The organism is Streptococcus sp. HMSC071D03, assembly GCF_001812125.1.
GTDB lineage: Bacteria > Bacillota > Bacilli > Lactobacillales > Streptococcaceae > Streptococcus > Streptococcus pseudopneumoniae_N.
Genome location: NZ_KV807718.1, coordinates 1 through 19312, shown reverse-complemented (window position 1 = coordinate 19312; position 19312 = coordinate 1). Strand labels below are relative to the sequence as shown.

The 19312-nt window shown below is 41.0% G+C and carries 20 protein-coding genes; 7 read left to right on the top strand and 13 right to left on the bottom strand.

Annotation, left to right across the window (positions count from 1 at the left end):
- Positions 1-24 precede the first annotated feature (24 nt).
- The gene (locus HMPREF2837_RS02730; protein ID WP_075230601.1) at positions 25-1767 is read right to left on the bottom strand and encodes an ABC transporter ATP-binding protein; all 1743 of its coding nucleotides are present in this window, start codon (positions 1765-1767) and stop codon (positions 25-27) included.
- On the bottom strand, positions 1757-3502 hold the full coding sequence (locus HMPREF2837_RS02725) for an ABC transporter ATP-binding protein (protein WP_075230600.1): 1746 nt from the start codon (positions 3500-3502) through the stop codon (positions 1757-1759). The genes HMPREF2837_RS02730 and HMPREF2837_RS02725 overlap by 11 nt, the downstream gene beginning before the upstream one ends.
- A gap of 262 nt (positions 3503-3764) precedes the next feature.
- Between HMPREF2837_RS02725 and HMPREF2837_RS02720 the strand changes: the two genes are divergently transcribed.
- From HMPREF2837_RS02720 to HMPREF2837_RS02710, 3 genes are all read left to right on the top strand, one after another.
- Entirely contained in the window at positions 3765-4592 is an 828-nt protein-coding gene (locus HMPREF2837_RS02720; RefSeq protein WP_075230599.1) for an exodeoxyribonuclease III, read from the top strand.
- Positions 4593-4603: 11 nt separating this feature from the next.
- A complete protein-coding gene (locus tag HMPREF2837_RS02715; protein WP_075230598.1) occupies positions 4604-4990 on the top strand; it encodes a bleomycin resistance protein in 387 nt (128 codons plus the stop codon).
- Between the two features lie 170 nt (positions 4991-5160).
- Positions 5161-5754: a helix-turn-helix domain-containing protein gene (locus tag HMPREF2837_RS02710; RefSeq protein WP_075230597.1), complete on the top strand. Its 594-nt coding sequence runs from the start codon at positions 5161-5163 to the stop codon at positions 5752-5754.
- Between the two features lie 106 nt (positions 5755-5860).
- Here the strand turns inward: HMPREF2837_RS02710 and HMPREF2837_RS02705 are convergent, their stop codons facing one another.
- The 3 genes from HMPREF2837_RS02705 to HMPREF2837_RS02695 all read right to left on the bottom strand — a co-directional run bounded on the left by HMPREF2837_RS02705 (position 5861) and on the right by HMPREF2837_RS02695 (position 9013).
- Positions 5861-6265 (bottom strand): PaaI family thioesterase, encoded by a 405-nt coding sequence (locus HMPREF2837_RS02705; RefSeq protein ID WP_006152721.1) that lies wholly within the window; start codon positions 6263-6265, stop codon positions 5861-5863.
- 69 nt (positions 6266-6334) lie between these two features.
- Entirely contained in the window at positions 6335-7816 is a 1482-nt protein-coding gene (locus HMPREF2837_RS02700; RefSeq protein WP_075230596.1) for a UDP-glucose--hexose-1-phosphate uridylyltransferase, read from the bottom strand.
- A gap of 18 nt (positions 7817-7834) precedes the next feature.
- On the bottom strand, positions 7835-9013 hold the full coding sequence (locus tag HMPREF2837_RS02695; RefSeq protein ID WP_075230595.1) for a galactokinase: 1179 nt from the start codon (positions 9011-9013) through the stop codon (positions 7835-7837).
- Between the two features lie 167 nt (positions 9014-9180).
- Between HMPREF2837_RS02695 and HMPREF2837_RS02690 the strand changes: the two genes are divergently transcribed.
- Positions 9181-10182 carry a LacI family DNA-binding transcriptional regulator gene (locus tag HMPREF2837_RS02690; protein ID WP_075230594.1) on the top strand — a complete coding sequence of 334 codons (1002 nt, stop codon included), beginning with the start codon at positions 9181-9183 and terminating at the stop codon, positions 10180-10182.
- A 220-nt stretch (positions 10183-10402) separates the two neighbouring features.
- Here the strand turns inward: HMPREF2837_RS02690 and HMPREF2837_RS02685 are convergent, their stop codons facing one another.
- Both HMPREF2837_RS02685 and HMPREF2837_RS02680 read right to left on the bottom strand, forming a co-directional pair.
- Positions 10403-11440, bottom strand: coding sequence for a zinc-binding dehydrogenase (locus tag HMPREF2837_RS02685; protein ID WP_075230593.1), 1038 nt, complete (start codon positions 11438-11440; stop codon positions 10403-10405).
- 79 nt (positions 11441-11519) lie between these two features.
- Positions 11520-12416: a cation diffusion facilitator family transporter gene (locus tag HMPREF2837_RS02680; protein WP_075230592.1), complete on the bottom strand. Its 897-nt coding sequence runs from the start codon at positions 12414-12416 to the stop codon at positions 11520-11522.
- A gap of 132 nt (positions 12417-12548) precedes the next feature.
- Here HMPREF2837_RS02680 and HMPREF2837_RS02675 point away from each other — a divergent pair, with 132 nt between their 5' ends.
- Both HMPREF2837_RS02675 and HMPREF2837_RS02670 read left to right on the top strand, forming a co-directional pair.
- Positions 12549-13094, top strand: coding sequence for a TetR/AcrR family transcriptional regulator (locus HMPREF2837_RS02675; RefSeq protein WP_049548170.1), 546 nt, complete (start codon positions 12549-12551; stop codon positions 13092-13094).
- A 32-nt stretch (positions 13095-13126) separates the two neighbouring features.
- Positions 13127-13462: a hypothetical protein gene (locus tag HMPREF2837_RS02670; protein ID WP_049548171.1), complete on the top strand. Its 336-nt coding sequence runs from the start codon at positions 13127-13129 to the stop codon at positions 13460-13462.
- A gap of 52 nt (positions 13463-13514) precedes the next feature.
- Here the strand turns inward: HMPREF2837_RS02670 and HMPREF2837_RS02665 are convergent, their stop codons facing one another.
- The 5 genes from HMPREF2837_RS02665 to HMPREF2837_RS02645 form a co-directional block, all read right to left on the bottom strand.
- Entirely contained in the window at positions 13515-15035 is a 1521-nt protein-coding gene (locus HMPREF2837_RS02665) for an ABC transporter permease/substrate-binding protein (protein ID WP_049548172.1), read from the bottom strand.
- Positions 15028-15756 carry an ATP-binding cassette domain-containing protein gene (locus tag HMPREF2837_RS02660; RefSeq protein ID WP_049548173.1) on the bottom strand — a complete coding sequence of 243 codons (729 nt, stop codon included), beginning with the start codon at positions 15754-15756 and terminating at the stop codon, positions 15028-15030. The genes HMPREF2837_RS02665 and HMPREF2837_RS02660 overlap by 8 nt, the downstream gene beginning before the upstream one ends.
- Positions 15749-16603, bottom strand: coding sequence for an SDR family oxidoreductase (locus HMPREF2837_RS02655; RefSeq protein ID WP_049548174.1), 855 nt, complete (start codon positions 16601-16603; stop codon positions 15749-15751). Before HMPREF2837_RS02655 ends, HMPREF2837_RS02660 begins: the two co-directional genes overlap by 8 nt.
- Positions 16604-16621: 18 nt before the next feature.
- The gene (locus HMPREF2837_RS02650) at positions 16622-17071 is read right to left on the bottom strand and encodes a MarR family winged helix-turn-helix transcriptional regulator (RefSeq protein WP_049548175.1); all 450 of its coding nucleotides are present in this window, start codon (positions 17069-17071) and stop codon (positions 16622-16624) included.
- A 659-nt stretch (positions 17072-17730) separates the two neighbouring features.
- On the bottom strand, positions 17731-18243 hold the full coding sequence (locus HMPREF2837_RS02645) for a GNAT family N-acetyltransferase (RefSeq protein ID WP_049548176.1): 513 nt from the start codon (positions 18241-18243) through the stop codon (positions 17731-17733).
- A 125-nt stretch (positions 18244-18368) separates the two neighbouring features.
- Here HMPREF2837_RS02645 and HMPREF2837_RS11615 point away from each other — a divergent pair, with 125 nt between their 5' ends.
- Positions 18369-18500 (top strand): hypothetical protein, encoded by a 132-nt coding sequence (locus HMPREF2837_RS11615; RefSeq protein WP_261674329.1) that lies wholly within the window; start codon positions 18369-18371, stop codon positions 18498-18500.
- A 40-nt stretch (positions 18501-18540) separates the two neighbouring features.
- Here the strand turns inward: HMPREF2837_RS11615 and HMPREF2837_RS02640 are convergent, their stop codons facing one another.
- Complete coding sequence (locus HMPREF2837_RS02640; RefSeq protein ID WP_049548177.1) at positions 18541-19125, bottom strand: DUF6287 domain-containing protein; 585 nt, start codon at positions 19123-19125, stop codon at positions 18541-18543.
- Positions 19126-19312: the final 187 nt, after the last annotated feature.

Here is a 19312-nt window from a genome sequence, read left to right as displayed (position 1 = left end):
TCTGTATTTTAAAGGAATTCTTCTCTAAGAAAGAGCTCCTGCCTGTAAACTATACATCTTGTGATAGGTTCCTCCTAAGGCCAAAAGTTCCTCGTGTGTGCCGCTCTCGATGATTCGTCCCTTATCTAGGACATAGATACAGTTAGCATCCTGAATGGTAGAAAGACGATGGGCAATGGCAATGGTCGTCCGGCCCTGTCTCATCTTGGCTAGAGAATTTTGGACCAAGGCTTCTGTTTCAGAATCAATATTAGCTGTCGCTTCATCCAAAATCAGTATTTTCGGTTGACTGGCAACAGTTCTAGCAAAAGCAAGCAGCTGACGTTGCCCGGTTGAGAAACTCGAACCACGCTCAGACACAGGGGCATCATAGCCCAAAGGAAGATCCTGAATAAATGAATCTGCATCGACAAATTCTGCCGCAGCCTTGACTTGGTCATCGCTGATATCTTGGTACATAGCGATATTGGACTTGATGGTTCCATGATAGAGGAAAGGTTCCTGTAGGACCAGACCGATATTTTTTCTCAACTCCTCTTGACTATACTTACGAATATCCACACCATCAAGTAAAACCCGACCAGACTGGAATTCATAAAAGCGCATAAGAACATTGATGATAGAGGATTTCCCAGAGCCAGTATGCCCGACAAAGGCGATAGTTTCACCTTTATTGACGGTAAAGGAAATATCATCGAGAATCTGGTGTTTTCCGTCATAAGAGAAGGACACATGTTCAAAACGGATATTTCCTTCTCTAATCTCCGCTTGTCCATTTTCTTGGACCGGTTCATAGTTGGTCTCATCGATAAGTGCAAAGACACGACCTGCTGACACCATGGATGTCTGAAGGGTAGAAAAGTTTTGCGTTACCTCGATGAGGGGATCAAAGAGACGATTGATGTACTGGATAAAGGCATACATGGTACCTGCCGTTATGCCTAGATAGAGACCACGATAGCCGAAGTAAGCCATCAAAACCGCATAACCCAACAACTTCAACAAACTCATAGCTGGACGTAAAAAGAGAGAGTCCAAGGCTACGGAACGGTTAGCGTAAACTAGGTGTTCCTGGTTTATCTCATCAAACTCTTCTTGCAGGCGTTTTTCTTGGTTAAAGGCTTGAATAATACGAATTCCCTCAATATTTTCTGCCAGCTTACTGTTAATATCGGATAAGAGACTTCTGGTCTTTTCAATGACCTTGACAGATTTTTTACGGTAGAGATTGACTAAAAGATAAATCAAAGGCAGAAAGAGCAAGACTAATGCAGTCAGACGATAGTCCAGGACTAGCATGGTATAAAGGGTCGTCACGAATATAAAGACTGCCGAGATGAAGCTAGATAAGATACCTGAAAACATATCACTGATGGTCTCAGTGTCGTTGGTCAAACGAGAAACGATAGAACCTGCAGGTGTTTTATCAAAGTAAGACATGCCTAGCCTCTCCATATTGGCAAAGGCATCACGTCGAATATCTCTAACGATGCTATAGGACACGCGCGCAAAGAGGAGATTCCCCACATATTGGACAATCGTTTGAAGAATGTAGAGACCATAGTAAACTAACAAAACGGTAACAGCAAGCTGATTCAGGTTGTTTAGATACTGGTCGATAAAGTGCGATGCCACTAGTGGGATAACACTCTTAATAACAGTCGTCGCAAGGAGAAAAGCAAGTGCTAAAAAGGTTAGGAGACTATAGGGCTTTAGATAAGACAACAAACGCTTCAATACAGTCCATTGTTCTTGTTTATTCCGCATCTTCTTCTCCTTTCATTTCTAACTGTTGAGACTGGTAAGTTTGAGCGTACCAACCATCCAAGGCTAGTAAGTCTTCATGCCTACCTCGTTCAATGATGCGACCATCCTGCATGACCAAAATCAAATCTGCATGAACAACTGCGCTGAGGCGATGGGCCGTGATGATGGTCGTTTTATCTTTGCGAGTTTCCTTGAGATTATCGATGATTGCGAACTCTGTCTTAGCATCCACTGCTGATAGGGAATCATCTAAAATCAAGATATCGGGATTTAAGATCATAGCCCGACTCATAGCCAGACGTTGCTTTTGTCCACCTGATAGACTGACACCCTTTTCGCCGATAACTGTATCAAAGCCCTCAGGCATAGCTTGAATGTCTTGAAAGACTTGAGCCAACTTAGTCGCTTCTTCTATTGCTGAGAAAGGCAGGTCGGGATTTCCAAAACGGATATTATCTAAGATAGAGCTAGCAAACAGAAATTGATCCTGTGGCACATATCCCATCAAACTACGCAAGTCAGCTAGGCGGTATGCGCGAATATCATGACCATTTAGATAAATAGCCCCTTGGTTAACGTCATACTCACGCAGGAGCAACTTAATCAAAGCAGTTTTCCCTGAACCCGTCTGTCCAACCAAGCCCAGAGTTTGCCCTTTTTCGAGACTAAAGTGTATATCTTTCAGTGTCTCTTCGTCTTCAAAGGCAAAACTCTCAATAGCATAGTCCAAGCGCCCATTTTCAATCCCATCCAGTGGAGATTCAGGATCTTTCACAGGTGATTCTTGAGACAAGAGGCTCTCAATTCGTTGGTAGGATACTTTTCCTCTCTGAGTGATATTAAAGAGGAAACCAATCGCCATCAAAGGCCAGACCAACATATCCAAGTAAGAGATAAAGGTGACCAGATTTCCGACAGTTACCTGTCCGGCTTGCACCATAAAGGCACCAACTAAGAGCGTTAAGGCATAGGAAGAACCAACAAAGAGTAGAACCATGGGGTCAAAGAGACTGTCATATTTCATGGTTTGCAGATTTTTTTGGAAGGTCAAATCATTGACTTCCTGGAAAGATGCCAACTCATCAGACTGATAGCCGAAGGACTTGGTTACCTTGATACCTGATACAGATTCTTGAACCTTATTGTTGAGTTCAGAAAAGGCTGCTTGGGATTCTCCGAAGGCCTTATGGGTCTTTCTCCCCAGACGACTAGTCGCATAGGCCATAAATGGCAAGGGAATGATGGCAACCAAGGTCATCTGCCAAGAAATGCTAAAGAGCATGGTCAACAGAGTCACCAAGGCTGTGATAGAGGCATCCACTGCTGACATGACACCACCACCTGCTAAACGAGTCAGGGCATTGATATCGTTGGTAGCGTGAGCCATCAAATCCCCAGTTCGATAATTCTGATAAAAAGCGGGAGACATCTTTGTAAAATGCTCAAATAGTCTTGAACGCATGATTTGTCCAAGTCGGTAGGAGGTCCCTAGGATATACATGCGCCAAACATAACGCAGATAGTACATTCCGAAAGCTGCCAGCAGGAGATAAAAGAGATGAAGTAAGAGCTCATCTTGTGTTAATCGTCCCGAAGTGATGGCATCAATCACTCGCCCCATGACCATCGGTGGGATGAGGTTGAGTACAGATACCAAAACCAGAGCTACAATTCCAACTAGGTAACGGCGTTTTTCTAATTTAAAAAACCACCAAAGTTTTTGGATGATGGACATAAAATTCCTTTCTAATGACAAATGGAAACCTGAGGCGACTACCTCAGGTTTTTCCTATTCATAGGTGATGACACTAACTTAAACTTTGTCATATTCAGCAATAAAGATACTCATAGGAGAAACATTTCATTCATGTTCAATCCTTTACATAAATCATTCTTTATTATATAGGAATGACCTGGATTTTTCAAACTATACGCTGGGGAATTACTTCTTTTTCTGGTATAATATTGTCTATAATCTGAATGAAAAGGTAAACATTATGAAATTAATCTCATGGAATATTGATTCCCTCAATGCAGCATTGACAAGTGATTCTGCGCGTGCGAAATTATCACAAGATGTCCTCCAAACATTGGTTGCTGAAAATGCTGATATCATTGCCATCCAAGAAACCAAGCTTTCAGCTAAAGGTCCTACTAAAAAACACCTTGAGGTACTGGAAGAACTCTTCCCAGGCTACGAAAACACCTGGCGTTCCTCTCAAGAACCTGCTCGTAAAGGTTATGCTGGAACTATGTTCCTCTATAAGAAAGAACTTACTCCAACTATCAGCTTCCCAGAAATCGGTGCACCTTCTACCATGGACTTGGAAGGACGTATCATCACTTTAGAATTTGATACATTTTTCGTGACTCAAGTTTACACACCAAACGCTGGAGATGGGCTCAAACGCTTGGAAGAACGTCAAGTCTGGGATGTCAAATATGCAGAGTACTTGGCTCAACTAGACAAGCAAAAACCTGTCCTAGCAACCGGAGACTACAATGTTGCCCACAAGGAAATTGACCTTGCCAACCCAGCCAGCAACCGTCGTTCACCAGGTTTCACAGACGAAGAACGTGAAGGATTTACAAACCTTTTAGCCAAAGGATTTACGGATACCTTCCGCCATATCCATGGCGATGTGCCAGAACACTATACTTGGTGGGCGCAACGCAGTAAAACTTCAAAAATCAACAACACCGGCTGGAGAATCGACTACTGGCTCACAAGTAACCGCGTAGCAGATAAGGTTACCAAGTCAGATATGATCGACTCAGGCGCACGCCAAGACCATACACCGATTGTCTTGGAGATTGATTTCTAAGGAGAAAACGAATGGACTATCAAGCTGTCATCCCTGAATTTGTCGTATCGGATATCGAGAAATCGCGTCACTTCTACTGCGACTTATTGGGATTCTCTGTCGAATACGAGCGTCCAGAGGAAAAATTTCTCTTCCTTTCGCTTGAAGACTGCCAGCTAATGCTAGAAGAAGGCAAGGAAGAAGAGTTAGCCCAACTGACCTATCCTTTCGGGCGCGGTGTCAATATTTCCTTTGGTATCAAGGATGTCCCTCAGCTCCACCAAAAACTGCTGGAAGCCAACTATCCCATCTATCGTCCTTTGACTAAAAGAGAATTTCGTGTTGGTGAACAGTATATCTACCCTCATGAATTTGCAGTTCTAGACCCAGATGGCTATTTTTTAAGATTTAGTGAATAAGAAAAAGGAGGCTAATAGCCTCCTTTTCAGTAGGTAAACATGAATTGACAGACCTGTAAATCCAGTGACCAAAACCTTTGCTAAAGCCTATGAAATCAACATGTCAAAGAACTTTGATAGCCGTTTTTTGTATAATTGAGTAGAATGAAATCAGAAAGCGAGGAAATTTTATGCAAGTCGGAAAACAAATCCAGCACTATCGTAAAAAGAAAAATTTATCTCAAGATGATTTAGCTGAAATAATTTTTGTCAGTCGCCAATCCATTTCCAACTGGGAGCGTGGCGCGACCTACCCTGATATTCAAAACCTACTCTTGCTGAGCAAGGTCTTTGAAGTGTCATTAGACAAACTAGTAAAAGGAGATTTGGAAACTATGAAACAAATTATTCACGACCAAGAATTTATACGTTATCAAAAAGATGGAATAATCTTTAGCATACTGCTATTTGGTTTTCCTATCATCAGCATACCCTTAATTCTTTATTTGGATTGGTATGGTATCGCTATTAGTTGCTTGATTTTTGCTATCGCTATGTTCTACGCCCTACGCATTGAAAAATTCAAGAAACAGCATAATCTTCGCACCTATCGACAGATTGTCGCCTATGTTCAAGGACGTAACCTTAGCGAGATTGAAGAAGCTGAAGAAAGGGGTAAGGCTCCCTACCAAAGGATCATCCTTCCCATTCTATTTGGCCTTGGAATTAGCACTATTGCTCTGCTATTTTATTGGCTCTTACTTACTTTCTTCACTATCAAATAAAAGCGAAGTCATCAGACCTCGCTTTTTAAATGTATTAAAATTTATAGAGTTGTGGATAGTGAACACACTCTTGTTTTTTAGGGCGTAACTATCTACTCATTTTAATTTATATCCTCACCTGTCTATCTTCTGACCGTTGTCCTGTGACAAACATGGTGAAGGTTGCCTTGCAGACATTTCGGCCATCTTGATTGATGATATCAACATCGACGACACAAGTAGTGCGTCCTTGGTGGACACATTCTCCTTTGATAGTGAGAACATCTCCTAGATTTCCGGCTTTCAGATAGTTGATGGAAGACTGGAGTGTCACCCCGTCTAATCCTAGCGAAATCACCACAAGACCACTGATTTGGTCACATAGGGTAAATAGATAGCCTCCATGGGCATTTCCATAGTAGTTGAGTGAAGAGTCCACTACTTTTGTTGTCACCACCACGTGACCGTCTCTCATTTTTTCAATTTCGTAGTTTTCAAAGGCAGATATAGCGTCAAAGTGAAAATCTTTCATACGTTCCTCCTGATATTTCAAACGACACTATGATACTACTTTTCAAGACTCTACGCAAGAGAGAAGCACTTATTCGGGCAAAATACCAACCTGCTCCACAAAGCGCATAAAGGCTGCTTGTCCTTCTTCTGTTTGCTTGTAAACTCCTGCATCTTCCAAAACTCGTGCAAATATTTTTCCAACAGATTCTTGGACGATATTAAGAGCTTGGTCTTTGTCAGTCAATCCAGGATGGGACTCTTTCAACTCATCTGCCCATTCTTGGTGATAATCTGCTACTGAAACATCCTCTCCGACTAGGTAAGCTGCTACCTGCTCTACTTCTTCCTTCAAGCGTGGTGGCAAGATTGCCAAACCCATGACCTCTATCAAGCCGATATTTTCCTTCTTGATATGTTGGACATCCTTATGGGGATGATAGATACCATCTGGATGCTCTGGAGATGTTTGATTGTCCCGCAAGACCAAATCCAACTCAAACTGCCCATCTCGCTTACGGGCTATCGGTGTGATAGTGTGATGCGGTGTTCCATTACTTTCTGCCAAGACCTGTACACTTGGATCTGAGTATTGACGCCAAGCCAGTAAGATTTTATCCGCAAGGTTAGTCAACTCGTCTTTTGAATCCGAAGTTAGTCGAATGACGGACATAGGCCACTGAACAATCCCTGCTTTTACAGTTTCAAAACCTTCAAAGGTAAAGTTTTTCTGAATAGGAGCCACTTCCATTGGGAAAACATGACGCCCACCTTGATAATGATCGTGCGTCAGGATGGAGCCACCTACGATTGGCAAGTCTGCATTCGAACCAGCAAAGTAGCCTGGAAACTGCTCCACAATTGCTAACAAACGTTCAAAACTTTGGCGACTAATGGCCATAGGACGATGCTTGCTATCTAGGAAAATACAGTGCTCATTAAAGTAAGCGTAAGGCGAATACTGGAAGCCCCACTCCTGCCCAGAAATATCAAAACGAATAATCCGGTGATTGCTTCTAGCTGGATGATTGACACGACCATGGTAGCCTTCATTTTCCATACAGAGCTGACATTGAGGATAGTTACTCGACTTGACCAACTTAGCTGCCGCAATCTCTTTTGGATCCTTTTCAGGCTTCGAGAGATTGATGGTAATCTCTAGTTCACCGTAGTCAGATGGTACACGATAAGCAATATTCTTTGCGATAGCCTTCAGTTTGATGTAGTCATTCTTCTGACTGAGTTGGTAGAAATCCGCAATTGCCTGCTCTGGTGACTGAGCATAGGTATCCCAAAAATCACGATTAACCTGACTTGGACAAGGGGTTACCAAGTCCATGAGGTCAGCACCGAGAATCTCACGCGCAGCCTGACTATCTTCAATCGTTTCCAAGCGAACTGCTTCCTCAACAAGCTGATCTTTTAGTTCAATCAAATCATTTTGGTCAGTCTCAACTTCAAGAACTCCATCTCCCACCAGTGCCAAGACGCGATTGGTCAGATAAATCCGATCCAACTCTTCAAAGGTGCTTTCTGCAATGACTTTGGTAACAAATCTTTCTACTAAGGTCACTAGAAAACCTCCTTCTGACTAATCAAGAACGCGAGTACCACCTGCAACTTCAGCGATATAGAAGCTTGGTGCATAGCCAACTACTTCTTCGTAGTGCTTGCCAACAGCTTCTTTAAAGGCCTCAACTGCATCTTTTTGAACCAGAGCAATGGCACAACCACCAAAACCTGCTCCTGTCATACGAGCACCAAGAACACCTTCTTGAGCCCAAGCCGTATGAACAAGGGTATCCAATTCCAAACCAGTCACTTCGTAGTCATGCTCGAGAGAAACATGAGACGCATTCATCAAACGACCAAACCTGTCCAAATCTCCTGCTTGAAGAGCCGCTTGTGCCTTAAGGGTGCGTTGATTTTCAAGAACGGCATGGCGGGCACGTTTCAAACGATTTTCGTCTTTGATCAGGTAGCTGTATTCATCAAAAGCCCATTCATCTAACTCGCCTAAAGTCTGAATATCCAAGGCCACTTGAAGTTCTTCCACTGCCTTTTCACATTCAGCACGGCGTTCATTATATTTAGAATCTGCTAGTTCACGGCGCTTATTGGTATTCATAATCACAACGACATTGTCCTTCAAATCAAGTGGTACCAAGTCGTATTCTAGAGTGTTAGTATCTAGGTAAATAGCACGTTGGTCTGCTCCCATACCGATAGCAAATTGGTCCATGATACCAGAGTTAACACCGATAAAGTTATTCTCTGTTAATTTTCCGATTTTAACTAAGTCTAGACGGTCCAATTTTAGGTCAAAGAGGTATTCTGCTACGACACCTGTCAAAAGCTCCAAAGATGCTGAAGAAGACAAGCCCGCACCATTTGGGATATTCCCAAAGACATAGAAATCAAAACCTTTGTCAATCACATGCCCAGCTTCTTGCAAGAAATGAAGGACACCTTTTGGATAGTTGGTCCAGTTGTGCTCTTTCTCAAACTTAAGGTCAGCTAGAGGAACTTCGATAATTCCTTTATCCTCAAAGTTTGCTGAGTAGAAACGCAAAACTTGGTCATCACGCTTACGAGCAACCCCATAAGTTCCTAGTGAAATAGCTGCTGGGAAAACATGCCCACCGTTGTAGTCAGTATGCTCCCCAATCAAGTTGATGCGCCCTGGTGAGAAGAAGGTTTGGTCCGCTTCTTGACCAAAAACAGCAAGAAAATCCTTGCGAAGTGCTTCAGCAGTAAGATGTTGTGTCATATGAATTCTCCTTTGACAATTGTTAAGTAAAAAAACTTAACCTGTAATCGTTTTCTTCTATTGTACCCAAGGGTTTTGCTTTGGTCAACATTTTTACCTATATTTTACTAAACTATAGGTAAAAAGCAACAAAAATATGCTATAATAACCTAAAAAGGAGGAGAATTATGGCTACACTCAAAGATATCGCTCAGCTAGCCTCTGTCTCGATCGCAACTGTATCCCGCGTTCTCAATCGCGATCAGAGCCTATCTGTTACAGAAGAAACTCGACATCGTATTTTAACCGTCGCAGAAGAATTAGGGTATACAAAACATCTCAAAACAGGCGAAAGTCATAAACTCAAACAAAAAATTGCTATCATCCAGTGGGTGAGCGAACAAGGTGAATTAGAGGATCTCTACTACTACCAGATCCGTCTCGGAATTGAAAAAAGAGCTCAAGAGTTAGACTATGACATTTTGCGCTATTTTAACGACCAACCTTTCACGCTTAGTGAAGAAGTGATTGGGATTCTTTGTATTGGGAAATTTAGTCAAGCACAGATTACATCATTTGAAGAATACCACAAACCCCTAGTATTTTTAGACAGTGATACGATTGCTCTTGGTCATACCTGTGTCATTACAGATTTTAATAATGCTGTTAAACAGGTTGTTGATTACTTTACAGATCATGATCGTAAAAAGATTGGTATCCTATCCGGTCTTGAAACTACTACTGACCATGAAGAAGTCATCGCAGATAAGCGTTTAGATTACTTTATATCCTATACGCAAGAAAAAGGAATTTATAACGAAGAATTCATTTTCCAAGGCTCATTTACTGCCCAATCTGGATATGACTTGATGAAGGAGGCTATCGAAAAATTAGGAGAGAAGCTTCCACAGGCCTTTTTTGCTGCCAGTGATAGTTTGGCTATTGGTGCCCTTCGCGCCCTTCAGGAAGCCAGCATCAGCATTCCCGAGCGTGTCAGCATTATTTCCTTTAATGATACCATTCTAACCAAGCAAGTTTTCCCACCACTTTCCAGTATCACAGTCTACACTGAAGAAATGGGACGTACAGGAATGGATATTCTGAACAGGGAAGTCCTTAATGGGCGTAAAATTCCAAGCCTCACTATGCTTGGAACTAAACTGACGTTAAGAGACAGCACCTTGCATTAAGTACAACACTTGAACATAAAAAACCTAATAGAGATTCTCAAATCCTATTAGGTTTTTCTTTTTATAATCAATGAAAATCAAAGAGCAAACTAGGAAGCTAGCCGCAGGTTGCTCAAAGCACTGCTTTGAGGTTGTAGATAAGACTGACGAAGTCAGCTCAAAACACTGTTTTGAGGTTGCAGATAGAGCTGACGTGGTTTGAAGAGATTTTCGAAGAGTATTAATCCATCACAATCATAGACTTAATGGTCTTGCGTTCATCCATAGCCTTATAAGCTTGGTCGATATCTTTCAGTTTATAGCTTGAAGTAAAGACACGACCTGGATTGATATCACCATCAAGAACAGCTTTGAGCAAGAATTGCTTATCGTATGTTGTTGCAGAAGCTGCTCCACCTGCAACAGATATATTTTGCATAAATGTTGAACCAAGAGCACGATTCTTATAATGTGGAACTCCGACAAATCCCATGCGACCCCCATTGTGAAGCACACCCAGCGCTTGCTCAACAGCCGCCTCAGTACCAACACACTCAAGTGCTGCATCTGCTCCACCGCCGAGAATTTCACGCACCTTGGCAATCCCTTCTTCTCCTCGTTCAGCTACAACGGCTGTCGCACCTGACTCCAAGGCCATTTGTTGGCGGTCTTCATGACGACTCATAAGGACAATTTGTGATGCTCCACGCATCTTAGCTGCGATAACAGCACATTGCCCAACGGCACCATCGCCAATAACGACAACTTTATCCCCTGGTTTCACATCTGCCACACGCGCTGCATGATAGCCTGTCGGCATGACATCAGCTAGAGTCAAGAGAGATTTAAGCATCCCTTCTGTGTAGTCAGACGGTTGTCCAGGGATTTTAACAAGTGCCCAATTGGCATAGTGGAAGCGGAGGTATTCAGCTTGGAAATTCCCTCCTAGATTATTTCCGATATGATTGTCACAAGAACCATCAAATCCTGCACGACAGGCATCACACTCCCCACAACCATGAGTAAATGGTACAATCACAAAATCACCGGGCTTGACCGTTGTAATGGCTTCTCCAGTTTCTTCAACGATCCCAATCGCTTCGTGTCCACTATTTTTATGTCCCGCTTTAATATCTGGATTGCGGTAACTCCAAAGGTCCGAACCACATACGCAAGCACGAACTACGCGGATAATCACATCATCCGCTTCTTGAATACTTGGACGTTTAACCTCTTCAATACCAACCTGACCTGCTTTTTTATAGACTGCTGATTTCATAAACATTTGCCTCTCTGTATCTAACTTACTTCAAGTATACACTTTTTATGAAGTTTTCGCTCACTTATACTACGCCACATCAATGATGATGATCGTGATCATGGCTTGCCTCTAGCTCAACCATATTGCGCTTATGGACCTGGTGGCTTGCTACATCTGCATCCACTTCAATGGTAATATTTTGAAAACCACAATCTTTGAGTAGGTCGCGAATGGATTCTTTACAAACTTCCATATGTTTGATATGCTCGAGACAAACATGAATAATGGCGTTTTTCTCCAAACCATCCATAGTCCAGAGATTGATCTGATTGACACTGGCCACATACTCCAATTGCTCCAAGTCACTCTTGACTTGTTTGATATCTACTCCTTCTGGCACAGCATCCAAGAAAATCTTGAGAGTAGACCAAAAACGTGGAATGGCTTTTGACAAGATAAAGAAGGAAATGACAAGCGACAAGAGAGGATCTAAGATATACCAATCCGTAAATCGGAGAATAATTGCCATCAGGATGACTGCTATCCAACCAAGGGTATCTTCTAGAAAATGCAGGCTAAGAATAGATTCGTTCTTTGTTTTTCCTTTACGAACGACAAGACTGGCTAGCACATTAATGCTAACAGCAATGATTCCTAGCCAGAGAATTCCCTCATCATTGACAGGTTGTGGATGAAAGAGTTTCGTTATATTTTCCAAAATGACCAAAACGGACCCTGTAATCAGAATCACAGCTGTTACCAAGGCACCTAGAAGACTAAACCGTTTATAACCCAGGGTATAATGACTATCTTCTTCACGATTGGAAATTGTTTCAAGAAAGGCTGATACCCCAATTGCGATTGCATCTCCCAAATCATGAACAGAGTCAGCAAGAACAGCACTGGAACCAAACACTCCACCAGCGATAAACTCGATAATGGCATAACTCAAATTTAAGAAAAAAGCTAACCAAACTGTATGTTTTGTCTTCATAATCATCATTCCTTTGTTATAATAGATTCATGAACATCCTGTTCATTATCATTATCTAACATTCATTACAGAAAGGATAGGAACAAACTATTCACTTTGTAAGATACCGAATAGTTTGTTCAAAGTGTCCATATGACTGCTCAAGATCGTCGCATTACCAAGACTCGAAAAGCTATCTATACTGCTTTTTTACAATTACTAAATCAAAAAAGCTTTGAAACGATTACCGTTCAGGAGATAATAGACCTCGCAGATGTCGGTCGCTCTACCTTTTATAGCCATTATGAAAGTAAGGAATTACTCCTAGATGAGCTCTGCCGATATCTCTTTCATCATCTTTTTGAACACGAGAAAAATATATCTACAGAAGCTTATTTGGCTCATATCTTTTCACATTTTAAGAAAAATCAAGACCACGTCACCAGTCTCCTTTTCTCTAAAAATGACTACTTCCTCCGTCAATTGCAGAAAGAATTGGAACACCATGTTTATCCCATGGTAGCAGAGGACTTGCAAGTTGCCTATCCTAATATTCCTACTTCCTACCTCAAACACTTTGTTGTAACTAACTTTATCGAAACACTAACCTGGTGGCTCAAAAAAGGAAAATCTTATAAGGAAGACCAAGTAGTTGGATTTTACTTGGATGTCATGGAGATGACAACCAAACAAAAATAAATTATCATTATTCTAGCTAGAAAGGAAATCCTATGAACATCGTTATTATTCTTGTTATTTTTATAATCTTCTTAGCTCTTGCTTTTCCTCTTCTTCATTTATTGGCTAGCCTTTCAGAATTAAGAAAAGGCAGGAATCTCCTAGGAAATCGGCTTCTCCTTATCGGAAGTAGCCTTGCGACCTTATCTATCTTCCTCTACTTCTTTTTGCCGATTATCGCACTATCTCTTTGGCTGATTGGCTGTGGATTAATTTGCTACGGAGCCTATTGGAATGGCAAACAAAAAGAAAACTTCCATCCAACCCACCATCTGATTCGAATTGGAATTGCACTGGTGCTTACCATCTTGTTAGCCTTGGTACAATAAAAAAGGATCTTTTGATCCTTTTTTGTATACTCATAAACTAATACTCCTTTGATTATTGCTTAAGTATTCCTTCTTTAAGGAGAAAGTCCCGTGCTACTTCTTCAGCTGATTTACCTTCCACACTAACCTGGTAGTTCATCTGACTCATCTGGCTCTCAGTGATTTTACCAGCTAGTTTATTGAGGACTGCTTCCAACTCAGGATGTTTTTCGAGTAATTCAGCTTTCATGAGTGGAGCGCCTTGATAAGGAGGGAAGAGGTGTTGATCGTCTTCTAAAATTTGAAGTTGGTAACGCTCGATTTCAGGGTCTGTCGAGTAAACTTCCATAATCTGAATATCTCCAGCCTTAATCGCATCATAGCGAAGGGCTGGCTCCATGGTTGCCACATTGAGATTCAATCCATAAACAGACTGCAAGCCCTTGTTTCCATCCTCACGGTCATTAAACTCTAGAGTGAATCCCGCCTTGAGCTGTCCTTCTACTTTTTTCAAGTCTGAAATCGTCTTAAGCCCATATTCTTGCGCAATTTTTTTAGGAACTGCTATAGCATAAGTGTTTTGATAAGCCATGGGTTTAAGAAAGGCTAGTTGATCCTGTTTGGCAATGCCGTCACGAGCCACCTCGTAAACCTTTTCCGGGTCATGCCCAATTTGTGGCGATGGTTGGAGGAGACTCTCTGTCACTGTTCCAGAAAATTCTGGATAGATATCAATGTCCCCTTTTTTCAGCGCTTGATAAAGGAAATCTGTCTTCCCAAAGTTAGGCTTGACCGTCACCGTCATATCCGTATTTTCCTCGATGAGAAGTTTATACATATTCATGAGAATCTCAGGCTCAGGTCCCAACTTCCCAGCAATGACGAGATTGTCTTTCTCATTATGTGGAATAATGCTTGGAGCATAACTAACTCCCAAACCAAGGAACATAACAGCAAAGGCCGCAACAATTGTACGCAACTTTGCCTTTTCCAACCATTTGAGAATGACATTAAAGAGAATGGCTAAGATAGCCGATGAAATAGCCCCGATTAAAATCAGACTAGCATTCCGACGATCAATACCCAAAAGGATAAAGGAGCCCAATCCACCAGCTCCCACAAGAGCGGCTAAAGTCGCTGTCCCAATGATCATAACGGTTGCTGTACGAACCCCCGATACAATGACAGGCATGGCAAGTGGAATTTCAAACTTCTTGAGTCGCTCCCACTTGGTCATCCCAAAAGCAATCCCTGCTTCCTCAAGACTAGGATCAATCCCGTTCAAGGCTGTGATCGTATTTTCTAAAATCGGGAAAATAGCGTAGATGACAAGGGCTGTAAGGGCTGGTAAGGTTCCAATCCCCATGAAAGGGATAAAGAGACCCAACAAAGCCATTGAGGGAATAGTCTGGAAGATACCCGCAACTTGTAGTACCCAATTCGCTGCCTTTTTGTGACCATTTAGATAAACCGCAAGTGGGATGGTTAGAAAAATAGCGACCAATAAGGTCAAAAGCGATAATTGTAGGTGTTGACCAAGAGCGGTTACCCATTCACTAAATCGCTCTTGAAAGGTTGAAATCAAATTAGACATGAAGGCTACCTCCAAACAAGTTTGCTACAAAGTCTGTCGCAGGCGCTTGTAAAATTGTTTCAGGTTCTGCGACCTGGCGAATTTCTCCATCCTGTAAAACAGCAATTCGATCGCCTAATTTCAAGGCCTCGTCCGTATCATGAGTAACGAAGATGGTCGTCATACCGAACTCCTTGTGCAAGTCTTTGGTGAGAGCTTGCAACTGCTTGCGAGAAATGGCATCTAAGGCTGAAAAAGGCTCGTCCATCAATAGAATCTTTGGTTCCCCAATGATGGCCCGCACAATCCCAATCCGCTGTTGCTCCCCACCAGATAACTCGCTTGGTAACCGATGAGCATACTCTGCAGCAAGCAGACCAACCTTATCCAAGAGTTCTTCTGTTTTAGAAGTGATTTGTTCTTTAGTCCAGCCCTTCATCTCAGGAATGAGAGCAATATTTTCCGCAACTGTCAAGTTAGGAAATAGGGCAATAGCTTGAAGGACATAGCCGGTACTGAGACGTAACTCCCGTTCGTCATAGTCTTTGATGCGTTTCCCATCCATATAGATATTGCCATCTGTCGGTTCCAAAAGACGATTGACCATCTTGATCATAGTGGTCTTCCCAGATCCTGAAGGACCCACTAGCACCATGAATTCTCCATTTTCAATGCGAAGATTGACATCTTTTAAAATGTTTTTATCCGTGTAGCGCAAGGCTACATGTTTGTATTCAATCATGTTCTTCCTCTATAAGTTTTCTATCTCTAAGAGTATCCAATAGGCTACTTGCCGGATGCCCTAGGACTTTTTCGATATCTGTTGAAACCCCAGCTTGTTCCCCAACTTTGATAGCTGTATAAGTGCTGACCCAGGCATCGTACTCCCAAGTTTGTGCTGGCCATTTTTTCCGTGACTCATAAGCTTCTTCTACTGTTTCATCCACATACGCGATGGCCTTACCGGTCTCTTTTGAGAGAAGCGCTACGATTTCTTCCATGGAAAGATCCTCTGGCCCTGTCAAATTCAAGCTTTGATTTTCCCATTCCTTAGGATTTAAAAGAATCTCTACTGCAACCCTAGATGTGTCCTTACGGGCAACAGCTGACACAAGACCACTGCCGGCCGGACCACGAATCTCTCCATTTTCAAGCGCCATATCAATCAGGAAGTCCAAGTAAAAATTATCTCTCAAAAAAGTGTAGGTGAACCCTAACTCCTTGATATAGGATTCCGTCTGGGCATGATCTCGAGACAAGGTGAAAGTTGCCTTCTCATCTGCCCCATAAAAGGAGGTATAGACGATATGCTCTACTCCTGCTAGGTTTGCAGCATCTAAAAAGTCCTTGTGTTCCTTGACACGCTCTTGATTTTCCCGAGTAGAAACCATCAACAAGATATCAATACCCTTCAAGGCCTCAACCACCTCTGGAGTATTGGCATACGATATTCTACGGATTTCCGCAGACGCATAGATCTTTGCACGCTCTGGGCTTCGTGCTAAATGGACGGAAGCAATTCCTTTTTGATCTATAAGATTCGCCACATAAGAACCTAATTTCCCTGTTACCCCCGTAATACCAATCATAACTGTAACTTCCTTTCCTTAGATGTCATTTTCTTTAGCTTTTAGATTTGTGATAATACGCTCTTGATAAGCCTCAAATTCTCGGATTTCTTGATTGGAAAATCCTTGGTAGAAAATTTCACCCAATTCTTTACTAACACGGTCTCCAATTTCTTTTTGCGCCCAACCGAGGTCTGTCAAAGAGATATATTTTTTCCTTTTATCTTGTGTGCAAGGTTGAATCGTGACCAAGCCTTGTTCTTCCAATTTCTTAACCATACTGGTCAATGTATTATTGGCTAGACCCGTCGCAAGAGCGATATCGGTCGCTGTAGCGCACCCCAACTCTTGCTTCCACAAAATCGTTAAAATTTTTCCCTGTTCACTTCTGTATTGAGCATCTGGTTGCTTGCTCAATAGTTTTTGAAAGATACGCCCGTTTAACAATCGAATCTGTAGAGCTTGGTATCCCCCTAACATCTTGTCCATTTTGTCTCCTTTTTTGTTCTATATCGAACCTTTTAGTTATTGTAACACCCTAAATTACATCTGTCAACTATTTCGATATAGAAATAATAAAAAACTTCCTACCAAAAAGTAGAAAGTCATCATTTTTATAAAATTAAACATGAATCACATCTGAAGCATTCCCCTTAAAGAAACTACTATGGACTAGATAAGGACCATACTTAGAATTTTGACTAGAAACCAAGCATAAAGGAATGATAAAAATTTTTATAAAATATAGTAAACAAAAGAGTAGAAAAGACTAAAACTAAGATTCCTTAATTCAAAAAAATAAAGATAAAAGAAAATTAAAGAATTTAATAGAATATTAAATCCCCTAGCAAAACTAGCTAATAAGATATTCGTCTTGATCTGAGGATTAAAAAGTTTGACAAGAAACAAGGCTAATAAAGAAGTATTATAGATACAAATTGGCTTGTAATCATGACGATAGGGAACTAAAAACAAGAACAAAGAATGCTATAGTGGATTGAACTTAGAGTAGTACAATATAGATTCTAAAACATTTTTAGCAGTCTTGGTGTACTGTTCTAGATTCATTCTACTATATTTTCCATATAAAAGTAGACAAATGTCTACTAGAAATGTTTAGTTTTGGCAAACGACTGGGAATGATGATGCTATAGATTCCTTATCTCAAATACTGCCGTATGAATCCACTCGTTATGCATTTGAAAGTCATTCTCTATGATTCTACTAAAGGTGAAACCATTTTTTAAAAGCACTCTCTGAGAAGCCTGATTGTCCCTTGCCGTCCCTGCGATAATCTTATGTAAACCATAAGTAGTAAAGGCCTTTTCTAAAACGAGTTTAACTGCTTCGCTTGCATATCCTAAATTGGTAACATTTTCTCCAATCCTATATCCAAGTTCTGCTGTTTTTCTATCCTTCCCTAAAACACTTAAATTGATTCTTCCGACCATAGTACCTTGTGCATCTCTAATAAGATGCATGTAGACATCATGATTCTCTTGTTCCCTTAACAATTCCCTTGTAATCTCTTTAAAACCTTCTGAATCAAAATAGGTAGCTGGTCTAGGAGGTAGACTCCGCTCAAAATACTCCCGATTTTCTTTTTCAAAAGAATAAACATCTATACTATTTTCTTCAGACATCAGCTCTAGACTTATCATTGTAAACCATTTCCTATCATTCTATAAATTCAAATGTACTCATGTTCACATAAAGTGACATTTACAGAATTTACAGAGATATCTTAATTTATTCATATCGTATCTACATTATAACACAACATACTATGAAGAAAAATAATATCCGTCAAGGTCCTCATAAATTCCAACATCTTGCTAAACAAGCTGGAACGCTTATGGAAGCTGTTTTTGAACCCTACTTGCTTCATCTTCATAAAATGACCATGACTTACAAATAAAGAAGAAAAACATCTCAAATTTGATGAGATGGTTAATCATTTAGTCTACTTTATAAAAAACTTGTTCTGAGCTAGTTGGAGCAGCTTGACCAGCAGTAAGCCTGTTTTTACTTAAGTCAGAATCTAACCCAGCTATAGTAAGTCCAGCAGGATAAATACTCATTCCATACCCTGTAAAACCAGATCTAACGCTGAAGTTAACACTCCCATCGCTAGCTATGCTCACTTTCTCAATGTTCCCACTATTTACTAGTCCACTTTTATCGAATGTAAACTCTTGCCCAAGTCCATTTCTCCATGTTCCAACTAGAGTAGAGAAATCTCCATTTAGAATGGCTTGCTCATCTATTTTTTGTGATTTAGCATTCGTTTGCTCTTCTTGTGTCGAAGGTTTTTCCTCCGTAGTCGTAATACTATCTTGAGTAGTTGTTAAACTAGTGGTCGTTGTTGCACTTGTTGTACTAGTTGATGTCGTACTAGTAGTAGAAACTTGTTCTGTTGGAGTACTTACTGCTTCTGCATCTTGCTTCTTATGATTAAAGAAGAACATAAAACTTATCAGTACTATAGCAATTAAGCAACTTAACAGAATCAAAATCCAATTGATGCCTTTTCCTATTTTCATTTATAACTCCTTTAAATTATTCGTATTTAATTATATCATACTAAACTCATACTAGGAAGAAATTGTATAAGACAAAGACTATTGGTGTGAATTTGTGGGTGAACTCTCTATTGAGGATTAAAAAAGAACACCCCGAAAGGTGCTCTTTGTAAGTAGGCTCTATAATTTCTGTAGTGGGTAAATCCCC